Below are 18,951 nucleotides of genomic sequence, written 5' to 3' on the forward strand. Positions count from 1 at the left end.
TTTCGTGTTTCTACGATTCCCCGCCCTTCCCCAGGTTTCTAGCATTGCCATCAAGGAGATCGCGGGACCCGGTACGACCACAGACCGCGCGGCAACTCAAGTAAGCGCGCCCCCCGATCCCGAGCTAGAGCGGGTCAACTCGCGTTCCATGAATTGACGCACGACGCCTGCATCGGCCGCCTTACTGAAGGCAGAGCCGAGCCGCGTCACGTCGCAACTTCTGTTGGGTTTCAACCATGAACAAGAATCGGTATCGCCGCGTATTCAGCAAGCATCTCGGCATGCTTGTGGCCGTAGCGGAAAATGTGAAGAGCCGCGGCAAGGCGCCTGGGGAAGGCGCCGCTGCGGAGGCATCGCCCCAACTGGGCGTGGTATCGGCGATGACGGCCATCGCCCTCGCCCTGTTTGCCTGGGACATGGATGAAGTCCGTGCCCAAGGACTGCCGACCCAGGGCAACGTCGTGGCCGGTCAGGCCACCATCTCGCAGCCCAACGGCTCGACGATGACCATCAATCAGGGCAGCCAGCGCGCTGTCATCGACTGGAACAGCTTCAGCATCGGCCAGGGCAACACGGTCCAGTTCAACCAGCCCAACGCACAGGCCCAGGCGCTGAACCGCGTCACCGGCGGCCTCCCCTCCAATATCCACGGCTCGCTGCTCGCCAACGGCCAGGTGCTGATCCAGAACGCCAACGGCGTGCTGTTCGGCCGGGGCGCAGTGGTCAACGTCGGCTCGCTGCTCGCAACGACGAAATCCATCGACTCCAACGCCTTCATGGCCGGCAGCCCGCTGGCACTGAGCGCCACCGGCACGCAGGCCGGCATCATCAACGAAGGCTCCATCAACGCCCAGGGTTACGTGACCTTCATGGGCGATCAGGTCCGCAACGCGGGCGACATCAAGACCGGCCCGGGCGGCCAAGTCCTGCTGGCCGCTGGCGATAGCGCCACGGTGGCCCTGCACAACGGCCAGGGCATTTCCCTCGTCCTCAACGACGCCACCGCCAACGCGCTGGCTGAAAACAGCGGCAACATCCATGCACAAGACGGCACGGTCCTCATTACCGCGCGCGGCAAGGACACGCTGCTCAATACGGTGGTGAACCTGTCCGGCGTGGTCCGCGCCGGCACGGTCGTGGCCGATGCTGGCAAGACCGGCGACGTGGTCATGACCGGCCGCATCGACGCCTCGAACCGCAATGGCGGCCAGGGCGGCACGGTGGTACTGGCTGGCGACCGCGTCGGCCTGTTCGACAGCGCCTCGATCGACGCCTCGGGCGACTCGGCCGGCGGCAAGGTGATCCTTGGTGGTGACTCGCTGGGCAAGCTCGAAGGTACGGAAGCTCGCAAGCTGCTGCAGGACGGTGCTGGCTTCGCCAACTTCACGCAGGTGGGTGTCAACGCCCGGGTCGATGCCGGTGCACGGCATGGCGACGGTGGGTTCGTGGAGACGTCAGCCCACGACCTCAACGTCCAGGGCACGATCACTGCCTCAGCGCCGAACGGCAAGTCTGGCGAATGGTTGATCGATCCGACCAACATCACCATCGGCACAGGTAACGATGCTGGCTACAGCGGTAGCGTCTCGGGAGGCTTCACGCCCACGGGCAGCACCGCCACGGTTCGCAACACGTCCATCAACGACGCCCTGAACGCAGGCACCGACGTCACGATCACCACGGGCAGCTCAGGTACGGCGACCGGGAACATCGTGCAGAACACCGGTGCCGACATTACAAAGACCGGCGGCGGCGCGGCGAGTCTCACGCTGGTGGCAAATGGATCGATTACCCTCAACGGCAATATCACATCCACCTCCGATGCGCTGAACCTGAACCTTACCGCTGGGATGGGCGGCGGATATGGCAATGTCACCCAGGCAAGCAACAGAACCATCGATCTGAATGGTGGACGATTGATTACTTACGGGGATGCGTCAAGCGCCTCTATTGGCAACGGAGTGGTCTTCTACGGCAACCTGGCCAATATCGGCGGCGGTTTCATCACCGGCTTCAGCCGCGGTAGCACTGGTGTGTACCTGAACGGTACCGTGACGCAAGTAGGCGGCACGCTCGTTATCTACGGCACTTCCGGTACGGCGTCTGGTATTTATATCGACAGAGGAGCCGACCTTCAGATATCCGGAAACTCGTTCTTGGACCTTACCGGGGATAGCACAAGCCTCGACGGCATTATGCATCGCGGCAAACTGAGTGTTACCGACAATGCCTCGGTCAGCATAGCTGGCAATACGACGAGTTACTCGTATTCCGGAGTCCACCTGGATAACCTCAGTTTGTCGGCCTCCGGCAATGGCGTCATCAACGTTGCGGGCAACGCGAACAGATCGTTTGGCGTCCGGGGCACAGGAGCTTCACTCAACATTTCGGACAATGCCGCGATCAACCTTAACGGCACATCCAACAGCGAGGCAGGTGTCTGGCTCTACAGAAGCCGGTACGACCTGAGCGATAACGCGACACTTGATATCAGCGGGCGCGGCAATAGCACGATTGGAAATTGGGCCGAGACTGTGGTCGACGGAAGCGGGAACATGTCTGGAAACAGCAAGGTGACTGCCGACGGTCGGGGGGAAGGAACTGGCGGGGTGATTTGGCGAGGCAACCTGAATATGTCGGGCAACGCTACCCTCGACTTGACCGGCGACTCGGGAAGCCAGGACGGTGTGCGAGTCCAGACCGTTATCAACGCCACTGACGATGCTCGGATCAACGTTACGGGCACGTCCCGCGCCGACACCGTCAACGGGTCCGGCGTGCGCATCGCGTTCAATGGCGGGCTGAATTTGTCAGGCAACGCGACGACCGAGATTATCGGCAATTCCCGTTACCGCGAAGGGGTCTACTTCGAGGGCAACGTCAGCATCACCGATAACGCCAACATGAACGCTGCGGGTACCTCCAATGGTAGCGGCACGTATGGCGCCGGGGTGCGCGTCGGAACGGGCAGCACGATCACAGCAAGCGGAAACGGTACCGGCAACTTGATCGGCTACGCGCCGGAAGGCCGCAATCACCTGATCGAAGGCCGGCTGGTGGAACTGGAGAACGGTGATATCAACCTCTTGGACGGGCCATACGTGCCGAACGGCGGTGGCAACGGCACCGATGGGAATGGTAACGGCCCGGACGGCAATGGCAACGGCCCAGACGGCAACGGCAATGGCCCAGACGGTAACGGCAACGGTCCTGACGGTAACGGCAACGGCCCGGATGGGAACGGTAACGGCCCCGATGGGAACGGCAACGGTCCCGACGGCAATGGCAACGGCCCCGATGGGAACGGTAACGGCCCCGACGGCAATGGCAACGGCCCGGACGGTAACGGCAACGGCCCGGATGGGAACGGTAACGGCCCCGATGGGAACGGCAACGGTCCCGACGGCAATGGCAACGGCCCCGACGGCAACGGCAACGGCCCCGACGGCAACGGTAACGGTCCCGACGGGAACGGCAACGGCCCGGACGGCAATGGCAACGGTCCCGATGGCAACGGCAACGGTCCCGACGGTAACGGCAACGGCCCGGACGGTAACGGCAATGGCCCCGACGGTAACGGCAATGGCCCGGACGGTAACGGCAACGGTCCCGACGGTAACGGCAACGGTCCCGATGGGAACGGCAACGGCCCGGACGGTAACGGCAACGGTCCCGACGGTAACGGCAACGGCCCGGATGGGAACGGCAACGGTCCCGACGGCAACGGCAATGGCCCGGACGGCAACGGTAACGGCCCCGACGGGAACGGCAACGGCCCCGACGGCAACGGCAATGGCCCGGACGGTAACGGCAACGGCCCCGACGGCAACGGCAATGGCCCGGACGGTAACGGCAACGGCCCGGACGGTAACGGCAATGGCCCCGACGGTAACGGCAATGGCCCGGACGGCAATGGCAATGGCCCGGACGGAAACGGTAACGGCCCGGACGGCAATGGCAATGGCCCCGATGGGAACGGCAACGGCCCGGACGGTAACGGCAACGGTCCCGACGGGAACGGCAACGGCCCGGACGGCAATGGCAACGGCCCCGACGGCAACGGCAATGGCCCGGACGGAAACGGTAACGGCCCGGACGGCAATGGCAACGGCCCCGACGGCAACGGCAATGGCCCGGACGGGAACGGTAATGGCCCGGACGGCAATGGCAATGGCCCCGATGGGAACGGCAACGGCCCGGACGGTAACGGCAATGGCCCCGATGGGAACGGCAACGGTCCCGACGGCAATGGCAACGGTCCCGACGGGAACGGCAACGGTCCCGATGGGAACGGCAACGGCCCGGACGGCAACGGCAACGGTCCCGACGGTAACGGCAACGGTCCCGACGGTAACGGCAACGGCCCGGACGGTAACGGCAATGGCCCCGACGGTAACGGCAATGGCCCGGACGGCAATGGCAATGGCCCGGACGGAAACGGTAACGGCCCGGACGGTAACGGCAACGGTCCCGACGGTAACGGCAACGGTCCCGATGGGAACGGCAACGGCCCGGACGGTAACGGCAACGGTCCCGACGGTAACGGCAACGGCCCGGATGGGAACGGCAACGGTCCCGACGGAAACGGCAACGGTCCGGACGGAAACGGCAACGGCCCCGATGGGAACGGTAACGGTCCCGACGGGAACGGCAACGGCCCGGACGGCAATGGCAACGGCCCCGATGGGAACGGTAACGGCCCGGACGGCAACGGCAACGGTCCCGACGGTAACGGCAACGGTCCCGACGGTAACGGCAACGGTCCCGACGGTAACGGCAACGGCCCGGACGGTAACGGCAATGGCCCCGACGGTAACGGCAATGGCCCGGACGGCAATGGCAATGGCCCGGACGGAAACGGCAACGGCCCGGACGGCAACGGCAACGGTCCCGACGGTAACGGCAATGGCCCGGACGGCAATGGCAATGGCCCGGACGGAAACGGTAACGGCCCGGACGGTAACGGCAACGGTCCCGATGGGAACGGTAACGGTCCCGATGGGAACGGCAACGGCCCGGACGGGAACGGCAACGGCCCGGACGGTAACGGCAACGGTCCCGACGGTAACGGCAACGGCCCGGATGGGAACGGCAACGGTCCCGACGGAAACGGCAACGGTCCCGACGGAAACGGCAACGGCCCGGACGGAAACGGCAACGGCCCCGATGGGAACGGTAACGGTCCCGACGGGAACGGCAACGGCCCGGACGGCAATGGCAACGGCCCCGATGGGAACGGTAACGGCCCGGACGGCAACGGCAACGGTCCCGACGGTAACGGCAACGGCCCCGATGGGAACGGCAATGGCCCCGACGGCAACGGCAATGGCCCTGACGGAAACGGCAACGGCCCCGATGGGAACGGCAATGGCCCCGATGGCAATGGCAACGGCCCTGACGGAAACGGCAACGGCCCCGATGGGAACGGAAACGGTCCCGACGGCAATGGCAACGGCCCTGACGGAAACGGCAACGGCCCCGATGGGAACGGAAACGGTCCCGACGGCAATGGCAACGGCCCGGACGGTAACGGCAATGGCCCCGACGGTAACGGCAATGGCCCGGACGGCAATGGCAATGGCCCGGACGGAAACGGTAACGGCCCGGACGGCAATGGCAACGGCCCCGATGGGAACGGAAACGGCCCCGATGGGAACGGAAACGGTCCCGACGGTAACGGCAACGGACCTGACGGCAACGGCAACGGCCCCGACGGCAACGGCAATGGCTCCGACGGCGGTAACGGCTCGAACGGTGGCAACGGCTCCGACGGCGGCGACAAGACGCCGGACGGTGGTTCGGACGGCTCAGGCGGTTCGGGCTCGGGTGGCTCCAACTCGGGTGCCACGGCCGGTGCGATCCTGGGCGCGGTTGGCGCGGGCGGTATCCTCGCCTACGTGATCGACGACCTGGCCGGCGCAAGCTGGTACCTCGATGCCCCGGTGCCCCTGACCGTCGAGTCCGATGAGGACAAGGCGTGGGAAGGTGCGCTGATGTCGGGTGCCACCGTGGAGGTGAAGGGCACGACTGCCATCGTCCAGGTGAAGACACGCACCGGGACGGTCGAGCGGGTCCTGACCCTGCAGGACGGCGCCAACGGCACCAAGCACTTCGTCTACGAGGACCCCGTCACCAAGACCAAGGCCGATCTGGCGGTGAACATGGAGACGCGCGAGTTCTTCTACACCGAAGCCGGTGCCCCGAACGGCAAGCGCTACGTTGTGAAGAGCCATGGCTGGCTGAAAAACGGCACGGCACCCGAAGCCGCGGCCACTGCCAGCCCCGCGAGCTGAGCCGCGGTACGCTGATACCACCGGCTAGATAACAGCGGTGGTAACCCGATGTGCCGGTGTCGCAAGACGTCGGCACATCGCCGTTTACGGTCATCCGGTACGAAGACCAGCCGCGCCGCCCTGCCCGGCCATCGCAGCTCTCCCAGGCAGGCGTGTCGATCCTCCGGCACCCCGTCCCCCTCCCTTGCCCTTCAGCAAGTAAACCGTGATTTCGCGTTTCTGCGATTTCCCCTGGCAGGCCGCCTTTTTAGCATTGGCCGCCAAGGAATCGCAGAAGCCTCTTCCCGGTCATCCCCGACCGCCACACAGCGAAGCAGCCCCTTCCCGCCGCCAGCCACGACAGTCGCGTGGCGCTGCGGCCCGGCTAGCGAACGTGGCCCCGATTCCGAGCTAGGGCGGCTCGTCCGCCATCCATGCATCGACGTTCGACGCTCAGCCTCGGAATCCGTTGGCGCCGCCACAGGGCGGCGTGCCCACGCGGCGCGCGACGTCACACCTTTGTCGGGTGACATATATATGAACAAGAATCGGTATCGCCGTATCTTCAGCAAGCGACTTGGCATGCTTGTCGCCGTCGCGGAAAACGTCAGGGGCGAAGGCAAGGCACCGGGTGCGGGCGGCGACAGCCCCTCCGGCGCGCCGCCGGGCGTGGTTTCGGCCATGACGGCCGTGGCCTTGGCACTGCTGACGTGGGACATCGGCGAGGCGCGCGCCCAGGCGCTGCCAACGCACGGCAACGTCGTGGCCGGCCAGGCCACGATCTCGCAGCCGAATGGCCATACGATGACCATCGATCAAGGCAGCCAGCGTGCTGTCATCGACTGGAACACTTTCAACGTCGGCCAGGGCAACACGGTCCAGTTCAACCAGCCCAACGCGCAGGCCCAGGCGCTGAACCGCGTGATCGGCGGCCTGCCCTCCAATATCCATGGTTCCCTGCTGGCCAACGGCCAGGTGCTGATCCAGAACGCCAACGGCGTGCTGTTCGGCAAGGGCGCCGTGGTCAACGTTGGCGCGCTGCTGGCCACCACCAAGTCGATCGACGCCAATGCCTTCATGGCCGGCAATTCGCTGGTGCTGGGCGCCACCGGCACCCACGCCGGCATCATCAATGAAGGCGCGATCCGCGCGCAGGGTTTTGTGACCCTGGTCGGCGATCAGGTCCGGAATACCGGAGACATCCGCACCGCCGACGGCGGTCAGATCGTCCTGGCGGCCGGCGATAGCGCCACGGTGGCGCTGCACAACGGCCAGGGCATTTCCCTCGTCCTCAACGACGCCACCGCAAACGCGCTGGTGGAAAACAGCGGCAACATCCACGCGCAGGACGGCACGGTGCTGATTACCGCGCGCGGCAAGGACACGCTGCTCAATACCGTGGTGAACCTGTCCGGCGTGATCCGTGCCGGCACGGTCGTGGCGGACGCCGGCAAGACCGGCGACGTGGTCATGACCGGCCGCATCGACGCCTCGCACACCGCGCCGGGCGGCCGGGGCGGCACCGTGGTGCTGGCCGGCCATCGCGTGGGCCTGCTGGGCCAGGCCACCATCGACGCGTCGGGCGACGCCGCCGGCGGTCAGGTCATCCTTGGGGGCGACAGCCTCGGCAAGCTGTCCGGCACACCCACGGCCAACCTGCTCCAGGACGGCGTCACGATCGCCAGCCTGACACAGGTCGCCGACGGCGCCAGCGTCATGGCAGACGCGCTCAACGGCGACGGCGGCTTTGTCGAAACGTCCGGCCTCGGACTGGACGTGCGCGGATCGATCAGCGCCACCGCTCCCAACGGCAAGGCCGGCGCGTGGCTGATCGACCCGACGGACATCACGATCAGCACGGGCGAGGATGCCGGCCATACCGGCAACCTGGACGAGTTTCGGACAACCAACAGCACGGCAAACATCCGCAACACGTCGATCAGCAACGCCCTGAACCGCGGCACCGATGTGACGATCACCACCGCCGGCACCGGCGCGGTCAAGGGCAACATCACGCAGGAACGCGGCGCCGACATCGTCAAGACCGGCGGCCGCACGGCCAACCTGACGCTGCTGGCCGATGGCGACATCCTGCTGGCCGGCAACATCACGGCCAGCGGCCACCATATGAATCTCGACATCCGGGCCGGCATCGGCAACCGGGACGGCGGCGTCCACATCGACGGCGGCAGCATCGACCTCGCCGGCGGCCACCTGAGCGCGGCGGGCGACGTGACCCGATCATCCAGCAACTTTACCCCCGGTGTCTACATCGGCGGCACGATCCGCCACGTGGGCGGCCTGACGCTGGAGGGCAGCGCGAAGTTCGGCCCGGGCGTGGCCATCATGACCAACGTCGCCATCGACAGCAACGGCGAAATGGGCGATGGCATCCTGGACATCACCGGCCGCTCCACCGGGGGCGCCGGGGTCTACGTGGCGCCTGGGGCCCAGCTCTTCATCGATGGCAACGGCACGGGCAGTATTCACGGTACATCGATACAAGGATCGGGCGTGCACATCGCCGGGAACGGCCTCACAGTCTCCGGCAATCGCATCGTCAATGTCACGGGTACATCCAGCAGCGGATACGGGGTGCAGTTCGGCACGCGGCAGTCGAGCGCCATCCTGACCGCCAGCCAGCACGGGACGATCAACGTCGAGGGCCGCTCGGACACCGGCACCAGCGTCGGCGGATACCGCCCCATCGTCAACGAACGCGGCGCCGGCACGGTGAACCTGCCAAACTTGGACGACACCAACGCCTGGGCCGACGATCCGGATGACGGGACCGAGGGTGGGAATGGCTCCGAGGGTGGGAATGGCTCCGAGGGTGGCAATGGCTCCGAGGGTGGGAATGGCTCCGGGGGTGGCAATGGCTCCGAGAGTGGCAACGGCTCCGACGGTGGCAATGGCTCCGAGGGTGGCAACGGCTCCGAAGGCGGTAACGGCTCCGAGGGCGGTAACGGCTCCGAAGGTGGTAACGGCTCCGAAGGTGGTAACGGCTCCGAGGGCGGTAATGGCTCCGAAGGCGGCAACGGCTCCGAAGGTGGTAATGGCTCCGAGGGCGGTAATGGCACCGAAGGCGGCAATGGCGCCGAGGGCGGTAATGGCTCCGAAGGCGGCAATGGCACCGAAGGCGGCAATGGCTCCGAGGGCGGCAACGGCTCCGAGGGCGGTAATGGCACCGAGGGCGGCAACGGCTCCGAGGGCGGTAATGGCACCGAGGGTGGCAACGGCTCAGAGGGCGGCAATGGCACCGAAGGTGGCAACGGCTCCGAGGGCGGTAATAGCACCGAAGGCAACGGCTCCGAAGGTGGCAATGGCACCGAGGGTGGCAATAGCTCCGAAGGGGGTAACGGCACCGAAGGCGGCAATGGCTCCGAAGGCGGTAATGGCACCGAAGGCGGTAATGGCGCCGAAGGTGGCAACGGCACCGAAGGTGGCAATGGCTCCGAGGGCGGCAATGGCTCCGAGGGCGGCAATGGCTCCGAGGGCGGCAATGGCGCCGAGGGCGGTAACGGCTCCGAAGGTGGTAACGGCTCCGAAGGTGGCAACGGCTCCGAGGGCGGCAACGGCTCCGAGGGTGGCAACGGCTCCGAAGGCGGCAATGGCTCCGAAGGCGGCAATGGCTCCGAGGGCGGCAATGGCTCCGAGGGTGGCAACGGCTCCGAAGGTGGCAATGGCTCCGAAGGCGGCAATGGCGCCGAGGGTGGCAACGGCACCGAGGGCGGTAACGGCTCCGAAGGTGGCAACGGCTCCGAGGGCGGCAACGGCTCCGAGGGCGGTAACGGCACCGAAGGTGGCAACGGCTCCGAAGGTGGCAACGGCTCCGAAGGTGGCAACGGCTCCGAAGGTGGCAACGGCTCCGAAGGTGGCAACGGCTCCGAAGGCGGCAACGGGACCGAAGGCGGCAACGGGACCGAAGGTGGCAATGGCTCCGAGGGCGGCAATGGCGCCGAGGGTGGCAACGGCTCTGAAGGCGGCAACGGCTCCGAAGGTGGCAACGGCTCCGAAGGCGGCAATGGCTCCGAAGGTGGCAACGGCTCCGAAGGCGGCAACGGCTCCGAGGGCGGTAATGGCTCCGAAGGTGGCAATGGCTCCGAGGGCGGTAATGGCGCCGAGGGCGGCAATGGCGCCGAGGGTGGCAACGGCTCTGAAGGCGGCAACGGCTCCGAAGGTGGCAACGGCACCGAGGGCGGCAACGGCACCGAGGGCGGCAATGGCACCGAGGGCGGTAATGGCTCCGAAGGCGGCAATGGCACCGAGGGCGGCAATGGCTCCGAAGGTGGCAATGGCTCCGAGGGCGGCAACGGCTCCGAAGGCGGCAACGGCTCCGAAGGTGGGAACGGCTCCGAAGGCGGCAACGGCTCCGAAGGCGGTAACGGCTCCGAAGGTGGCAATGGCTCCGAAGGCGGCAATGGCACCGAAGGTGGCAACGGCTCCGAGGGCGGCAACGGCTCCGAAGGCGGCAATGGCTCCGAAGGCGGTAACGGCTCCGAGGGCGGTAATGGCGCCGAAGGTGGCAATGGCTCCGACGGTGGCAATGGCTCCGAAGGCGGCAACGGCTCCGAAGGTGGTAACGGCACAGAAGGCGGCAACAGCTCCGAGGGTGGCAACGGCACCGAAGGCGGCAACGGCACAGAGGGTGGCAACGGCGCCGAAGGTGGTAACGGCACCGAAGGTGGCAATGGCTCCGAAGGCGGCAATGGCACCGAAGGTGGCAACGGCTCCGAAGGTGGCAATGGCACCGAAGGTGGCAACGGCTCCGAAGGTGGTAACGGCTCCGAAGGTAACGGCACCGAAGGTGGCAACGGCTCCGAAGGTGGGAACGGCTCCGAAGGCGGCAACGGCGCCGAAGGTGGCAACGGCTCCGAAGGTGGTAACGGCTCCGAAGGTAACGGCACCGAAGGTGGCAACGGCTCCGAAGGTGGGAACGGCTCCGAAGGCGGCAACGGCGCCGAGGGCGGCAACGGCGCCGAAGGCGGCAATGGCACCGAAGGCGGTAACGGCTCCGAAGGCGGCAATGGCTCTGAAGGCGGCAACGGCACGGAAGGCGGCAACGGCACCGAAGGCGGCAATGGCGCCGAGGGCGGTAACGGCTCCGAAGGTGGTAACGGCTCCGAAGGCGGCAATGGCTCCGAAGGCGGCAATGGCTCCGAAGGCGGTAATGGCACCGAAGGTGGCAATGGGACCGAAGGTGGCAATGGGACCGAAGGCGGCAATGGCTCCGAGGGCGGCAATGGCTCCGAGGGCGGCAACGGCACCGAAGGCGGCAACGGCACCGAAGGCGGTAACGGCTCCGAAGGTGGCAATGGCTCCGAAGGTGGCAATGGCTCCGAAGGCGGCAATGGCACCGAAGGTGGCAACGGCTCCGAGGGCGGCAACGGCTCCGAGGGCGGTAACGGCACCGAAGGTGGCAATGGCGCCGAAGGCGGCAACGGCTCCGAAGGTGGCAACGGCGCCGAAGGTGGCAACGGCACCGACACCGGCAGCAAGACCCCCGACGGCAACATCACCGACGGTAACGGGTCAGCCCCGGAACAGTCTGGCGGATCGAGCAGCTCCGGCGCCACCGCTGGCGCGATCATGGGCGCGGTCGGCGTGGGCGGCATCCTGGCTTACGTGATCGATGACATGGCCGAGGGCCGTTGGTATCTCGATACGTCCGTACCGCTGACAGTGGAAGTTGATGAAGCCAAGTCCTGGCAAGGCGCCGCGATGTCGGGTGCGGCCGTGAAGCTGGAAGGCAACGTGGCCGTCGTCCAGATAAAAACATCGACAGGAACGGTCGAGCGCACGCTGACGTTGCAGGATGGCGCCAACGGCACCAAGCACTTCGTCTACGAGGACCCGGTCACCAAGACCAAGGCCGATCTGGCGGTGAACATGGAGACACGCGAGTTCTTCTACACCGAAGCCGGTGCCCCGAACGGCAAGCGATACGTCGTGAAGAGCCACGGCTGGCTGAAGAACGGCACGCCCTCAAAAGCTGCCGCTCCGGCAAGCTAATTGCGGGCTCTCAACTAGAAGCTACTAGCTAGCATCTGCCTGTAGGGAAAACGATGTGCCGGTGTCGAAAGACGTCGGCACATCGTCCTTTTCCGAGGGGCAATCAGAATCTGTTGGCCCCCGGCTCCACTTCCCAAGTCATCGTAGTTCTACGAAATATTTCACCGGGCTCTGCGCAGACCCCCGTCGCTTCGCGACGCTGCGACATTCTCATGCAACCCCGCTGCGTGTTTCGTGTTTCTACGATTCCCCGCCCTTCCCCAGGTTTCTAGCATTGCCATCAAGGAGATCGCGGGACCCGGTACGACCACAGACCGCGCGGCAGCTCAAGTAAGCGCGCCCCCCGATCCCGAGCTAGAGCGGGTCAACTCGCGTTCCATGAATTGACGCACGACGCCTGCATCGGCCGCCTTCCTGAAGGCAGAGCCGAGCCGCGTCACGTCGCAACTTCTGTTGGGTTTCAACCATGAACAAGAATCGGTATCGCCGCGTATTCAGCAAGCATCTCGGCATGCTTGTGGCCGTTGCGGAAAATGTGAAGAGCCGCGGCAAGGCGCCTGGTGAAGGCGCCGCTGCGGAGGCATCGCCCCAACTGGGCGTGGTATCGGCGATGACGGCCATCGCCCTCGCCCTGTTTGCCTGGGACATGGACGAAGCCCGTGCCCAAGGACTCCCGACCCAGGGCAACGTCGTGGCCGGCCAGGCCACCATCTCGCAGCCCAATGGCTCGACGATGACCATCAATCAGGGCAGCCAGCGCGCTGTCATCGACTGGAACAGCTTCAGCATCGGCCAGGGCAACACGGTCCAGTTCAACCAGCCCAACGCACAGGCCCAGGCGCTGAACCGCGTCACGGGTGGCCTCCCCTCCAATATCCACGGCTCGCTGCTGGCCAACGGGCAGGTGCTGATCCAGAACGCCAACGGCGTGCTGTTCGGACGCGGCGCAGTGGTCAATGTCGGCTCGCTGCTGGCCACCACCAAGTCCATCGACTCCAACGCCTTCATGGCCGGCAGCCCGCTGGCACTGAGCGCCACCGGCACGCAGGCCGGCATCATCAACGAAGGCTCCATCAACGCCCAAGGCTATGTGACCTTCATGGGCGATCAGGTCCGCAACGGGGGCAACATCAAGACCGGCCCGGGCGGCCAAGTCCTGCTGGCCGCTGGCGATAGCGCCACGGTGGCCCTGCACAACGGCCAGGGCATCTCGCTGGTCCTCAACGACGCCACCGCCAACGCGCTGGCGGAAAACAGCGGCAACATCCATGCACAAGACGGCACGGTGCTGATTACGGCACGCGGCAAGGACACGCTGCTCAATACGGTGGTGAACCTGTCCGGCGTGGTCCGCGCCGGCACGGTCGTGGCCGATGCTGGCAAGACCGGCGACGTGGTCATGACCGGCCGCATCGACGCCTCCAACCGCAACGGCGGCCAGGGCGGCACGGTGGTGCTGGCCGGCGACCGCGTCGGCCTGTTCGACAGCGCCTCGATCGACGCCTCGGGCGACTCGGCTGGCGGCAAGGTGATTCTTGGCGGCGATTCGCTGGGCAAGCTCGAAGGCACCGAAGCGCGCAAGCTGCTGCAGGACGGTGCTGGCTTCGCCAACTTTACGCAGGTGGGTGTCAACGCCCGGGTCGATGCCGGTGCACGGCATGGCGACGGCGGGTTCGTGGAGACGTCAGCCCACGACCTTAACGTCTTCGGCACCGTGACCGCCGCAGCCCCGAACGGCAAGTCGGGTGACTGGCTGATCGATCCGACCGACATCATCATCACCACGTGGGATTCCGGCTACACCGGCAGCGTCAGCGACGGATTTACGGCGGGCACCACCGGAGCCAAGGTCAGCAACACGTCGATCAACAACGCGCTGAACAACGGCACGGACGTCATGATCAGCACCGCCAGCTCGGGTCCCGCGGCCGGCAATATCACGCAGCAAGCGAATATCACAAAGACCTCTGGTGCCGCGGCCAACCTCACGATGATTGCGCAGGGGAATGTCTCCCTGACCCGCATCACCACAACTGGCGAGGCCATCAATCTCACCATTCGGGCGGGCGAAGGCACCGGCAAGGGCAGAGTGACATCGACTACAGATACCGTCCTCGACCTGGGCGGCGGCTACCTCGATATCGCGGCGACGTCGGAACTTCGCGGCACTCATGGCGCCGTGGAGCTTTACGGCCGCACATCGAATATCGGTGGCGCGACGATCGTCGGCCATGGGAATCTGGGGATGGGCGTTATCCTGAGTAACTTCACCGTCCTTGGCGACGGCCATCTGGAAGTCATCGGCACGTCGAAGGGCTATTACCATGGGGTAATGTTCAGCGGGACGGTGAACATCGGTGGCAATGGCACTGCTAACATTTCTGGCACGTCGACCGATAATTCTGGGGTATACCTTGGCGGGCAACTCAACGTGTCCGGCAACCGCACGGTTAACTTCAACGGTAAATCCCGCGACAGCTACGGTGTGTACATGCAGAGCCCCGGCCTCACCGCCAGCGAGAACGGGACCATCAACATCAACGGCCGATCGGAGAATGGGACCGGCATCTACATCTCAGGCAGCCAAGTCGAGCGGGATAACGGCGAGATCAACTTCAACAGCCAAGACCGTGCAGGTCCAGAACCCGTTGTGCCCCCGGACGACGGTAACGGCTCGAACGGCGGCAATGGCACCGACGGCAATGGTTCCAACGGTGGCAACGGCCCCGACGGGAACGGTGACGGCCCCGACGGGAACGGCAATGGGCCCGACGGCAATGGCAACGGTCCCGACGGCAACGGCAATGGGCCGGACGGCAACGGCAACGGTCCCGACGGCAACGGTAACGGCCCGGACGGCAATGGCAATGGCCCGGATGGGAACGGCAACGGCCCTGACGGCAACGGCAATGGCCCGGACGGCAATGGCAACGGCCCCGATGGGAACGGTAACGGCCCCGACGGCAATGGCAACGGCCCGGACGGTAACGGCAACGGCCCGGACGGTAACGGCAACGGCCCTGACGGAAACGGCAACGGTCCCGACGGGAACGGCAACGGCCCCGACGGCAATGGCAATGGCCCCGACGGCAACGGCAACGGCCCCGACGGCAACGGCAACGGCCCGGATGGGAACGGTAACGGCCCGGACGGCAACGGCAATGGCCCTGACGGCAATGGCAACGGCCCCGACGGCAATGGCAACGGCCCGGACGGAAACGGCAACGGTCCCGACGGAAACGGCAACGGCCCCGACGGGAACGGTAACGGCCCGGACGGGAACGGTAACGGCCCGGACGGGAACGGTAACGGCCCTGACGGAAACGGCAACGGCCCCGACGGGAACGGCAATGGCCCTGACGGGAACGGCAACGGTCCCGACGGCAACGGCAACGGCCCTGATGGGAACGGCAACGGTCCCGACGGCAATGGCAACGGCCCGGACGGTAACGGCAATGGCCCGGACGGCAATGGCAACGGCCCGGATGGGAACGGCAATGGCCCCGACGGCAATGGCAACGGCCCGGACGGTAACGGTAATGGCCCGGACGGTAACGGCAATGGGCCCGACGGTAACGGCAATGGCCCGGACGGAAACGGTAACGGCCCCGACGGTAACGGCAATGGCCCCGATGGGAACGGTAACGGTCCCGACGGGAACGGCAATGGCCCTGACGGGAACGGCAACGGTCCCGACGGGAACGGTAACGGCCCGGATGGGAACGGCAATGGTCCCGACGGCAATGGCAACGGTCCCGACGGGAACGGCAACGGCCCGGACGGTAACGGCAACGGCCCGGACGGTAACGGCAATGGCCCCGACGGCAATGGCAACGGCCCCGACGGCAATGGCAACGGTCCCGACGGGAACGGCAATGGCCCGGACGGCAATGGCAACGGCCCGGATGGGAACGGAAACGGTCCCGACGGCAATGGCAACGGCCCGGATGGGAACGGAAACGGTCCCGACGGCAATGGCAACGGCCCGGATGGGAACGGTAACGGTCCCGACGGCAATGGCAACGGTCCCGACGGGAACGGCAACGGCCCGGACGGCAACGGTAACGGCCCCGACGGCAACGGCAACGGCCCGGATGGGAACGGTAACGGTCCCGACGGCAACGGCAACGGCCCTGATGGGAACGGCAACGGTCCCGACGGCAATGGCAACGGCCCGGACGGTAACGGCAATGGGCCCGACGGTAACGGCAATGGCCCGGACGGCAATGGCAACGGCCCGGATGGGAACGGCAATGGCCCCGACGGCAATGGCAACGGCCCGGACGGTAACGGTAATGGCCCGGACGGTAACGGCAATGGGCCCGACGGTAACGGCAATGGCCCGGACGGAAACGGTAACGGCCCCGACGGTAACGGCAATGGCCCCGATGGGAACGGTAACGGTCCCGACGGGAACGGCAACGGCCCGGACGGGAACGGCAACGGCCCCGACGGGAACGGCAACGGCCCGGACGGTAACGGCAACGGCCCCGACGGCAACGGTAACGGCCCGGACGGGAACGGAAACGGTCCCGACGGTAACGGCAACGGCCCCGACGGCAACGGCAACGGCTCCGACGGCGGTAACGGCTCGAACGGTGGCAACGGCTCCGACGGCGGCGACAAGACGCCTGACGGTGGTTCGGACGGCTCAGGCGGTTCGGGCTCGGGTGGCTCCAACTCGGGTGCCACGGCCGGTGCAATCATGGGCGCGGTTGGCGCGGGCGGTATCCTGGCCTACGTGATCGACGACATGACCGATGAGACGTGGTACCTGGATGCCCCGGTGCCGCTGACGGTCGAGTCCGACGAAGACAAGGCGTGGGAAGGTGCGCTGATGTCGGGTGCCACCGTCCGGGTGAAGGGAACGACGGCCACGGTCCAGGTGAAGACCAGGTCCGGGACTGTCGAGCGCACGCTGACGTTGCAGGACGGCGCCAACGGGACAAAGCACTTCGTCTTCGAGGACCCCGTCACCAAGACCAAGGCCGATCTGGCGGTGAACATGGAGACACGCGAGTTCTTCTACACCGAAGCCGGCGCGCCGAATGGCAAGCGCTACGTCGTGAAGAGCCACGGCTGGCTGAAGGACGGTTCCGCGCCCGAATCGGCTGCGGCGGCCCGCTGACCGAGGGAGGCGAACCGGAACCCTGACCAGTACTCAGCAGTAACCCAGCAGTAACCCAGCAGTAACCCAGCAGTAACCCAGCAGTAGAAGACCAATGTGCCGGCGTCGCAAGACGTCGGCACATTGCCGTTTACGCCCCCGCCCGTCGCAAACCGCCACCCGCCGCCGCCCCGTGCACACCATCCGCGCCAGCCCCTCGACCCAGGCAACCACGCCGCACCGCCTTGCTACAATCGCGTCTTTTCTTCCTCCCGCGAGCCCCCGCCATGACGACCCTTGGAACGCCCCTCTCCCCCTCCGCCACCAAAGTCATGCTGCTCGGCTCCGGAGAGCTCGGCAAGGAAGTGCTGATCGCGCTACAGCGCCTGGGCGTGGAGACCATCGCCGTCGACCGTTACGAAAACGCGCCCGGCCAGCAGGTGGCGCACCATGCCCGGACGATCACGATGAGCGATGGCGATCAGCTCAAGGCCCTGATCGAGGCCGAGCGGCCGCATCTGGTGGTGCCCGAGATCGAAGCCATCGCCACGCCGACGCTCGAAGCGCTGGAAGCCGCCGGCGTGGTGCGCGTGATTCCCACCGCGCGGGCGGCCCGGCTGACGATGGACCGCGAAGGCATCCGCCGCCTGGCCGCCGAGACCCTGGGCCTGGCCACGAGCCCGTACAAGTTCTGTGATTCGCGGGAAGAGCTGCAGGCCGCCATCGACGGCGGCATTGGCTACCCGTGCGTGGTCAAGCCGGTGATGAGCAGCTCGGGCAAGGGTCAGAGCAAGATCGACGGTCCCGAGGGCGTCAAGGCGGCCTGGGACTATGCGATGGCCGGCGGCCGGGTCAGCCATGGCCGCGTAATCGTCGAGGGCTTCATCGATTTCGATTACGAGATCACGCTGCTGACGGTGCGCGCCGTCGGCGCCAGCGGCCAGGTGGAGACGCATTTCTGCGAGCCGATCGGACACGTCCAGGTGGCCGGCGACTATGTGGAAAGCTGGCAGCCGCACCCGATGCACCCGAAGGCACTGGAAGCCGCCCAGCACATCGCCCGCGCCGTCACGGCCGACCTGGGCGGCCAGGGCCTGTTCGGCGTGGAACTGTTCGTCAAGGGCGAGCAGGTCTGGTTCAGCGAAGTCAGCCCGCGCCCGCACGACACCGGCATGGTCACGATGATCTCGCAGTGGCAGAACGAGTTCGAGCTGCACGCCCGCGCGATTCTGGGGCTGCCGGTGGACACCAGCCTGCGTGCGCCGGGCGCCAGCGCGGTGATTTATGGCGGAGTCGATGCGGAAGGCATCGTGTTCGACGGCGTCGACGAGGCGCTGCGCGTGCCGCAGACCGAACTGCGCCTGTTCGGCAAGCCGGAGTCGTTCACCAAGCGTCGGATGGGGGTGGCACTGGCCTACGACGCCGACGTGGAAACCGCCCGGCGTCGCGCCAAGGAGGCCGCGGCGAAGGTCAAGCCGCGCAAGGGCTGAGAGTTTGTGGGATTGGATGCGCTGGCCCTCACCCCCGACCCCTCTCCCGCGATGCGGGAGAGGGGAGCAA

Annotated in this window: 4 protein-coding genes; all 4 read left to right on the forward strand. The window is 66.3% G+C overall.

What is annotated here, in order from left to right:
• Window positions 1–236 precede the first annotated feature (236 nt).
• The 4 genes from EHF44_RS14555 (at window position 237) to purT (ending at window position 18,881) form a co-directional block, all read left to right on the forward strand.
• A complete protein-coding gene (locus EHF44_RS14555) occupies window positions 237–6,293 on the forward strand; it encodes a filamentous hemagglutinin N-terminal domain-containing protein (RefSeq protein WP_124685111.1) in 6,057 nt (2,018 codons plus the stop codon).
• A 561-nt stretch (window positions 6,294–6,854) separates the two neighbouring features.
• A complete protein-coding gene (locus EHF44_RS14560; RefSeq protein WP_253699854.1) occupies window positions 6,855–12,284 on the forward strand; it encodes a filamentous hemagglutinin N-terminal domain-containing protein in 5,430 nt (1,809 codons plus the stop codon).
• Between the two features lie 466 nt (window positions 12,285–12,750).
• Window positions 12,751–17,412: a filamentous hemagglutinin N-terminal domain-containing protein gene (locus EHF44_RS14565; protein ID WP_124684316.1), complete on the forward strand. Its 4,662-nt coding sequence runs from the start codon at window positions 12,751–12,753 to the stop codon at window positions 17,410–17,412.
• Between the two features lie 266 nt (window positions 17,413–17,678).
• Window positions 17,679–18,881, forward strand: coding sequence for a formate-dependent phosphoribosylglycinamide formyltransferase (purT, locus tag EHF44_RS14570; RefSeq protein WP_124684317.1), 1,203 nt, complete (start codon window positions 17,679–17,681; stop codon window positions 18,879–18,881).
• Window positions 18,882–18,951: the final 70 nt, after the last annotated feature.

The organism is Cupriavidus pauculus, from assembly GCF_003854935.1.
GTDB classification, from domain to species: domain Bacteria; phylum Pseudomonadota; class Gammaproteobacteria; order Burkholderiales; family Burkholderiaceae; genus Cupriavidus; species Cupriavidus pauculus_C.

Coding starts and splice junctions, on each gene's coding strand:
- EHF44_RS14555 (WP_124685111.1), top strand. CDS start 237: ATGAACAAGAATCGGTATCGCCGCGTATTCAGCAAGCATCTCGGCATG.
- EHF44_RS14560 (WP_253699854.1), top strand. CDS start 6,855: ATGCTTGTCGCCGTCGCGGAAAACGTCAGGGGCGAAGGCAAGGCACCG.
- EHF44_RS14565 (WP_124684316.1), top strand. CDS start 12,751: ATGAACAAGAATCGGTATCGCCGCGTATTCAGCAAGCATCTCGGCATG.
- purT (WP_124684317.1), top strand. CDS start 17,679: ATGACGACCCTTGGAACGCCCCTCTCCCCCTCCGCCACCAAAGTCATG.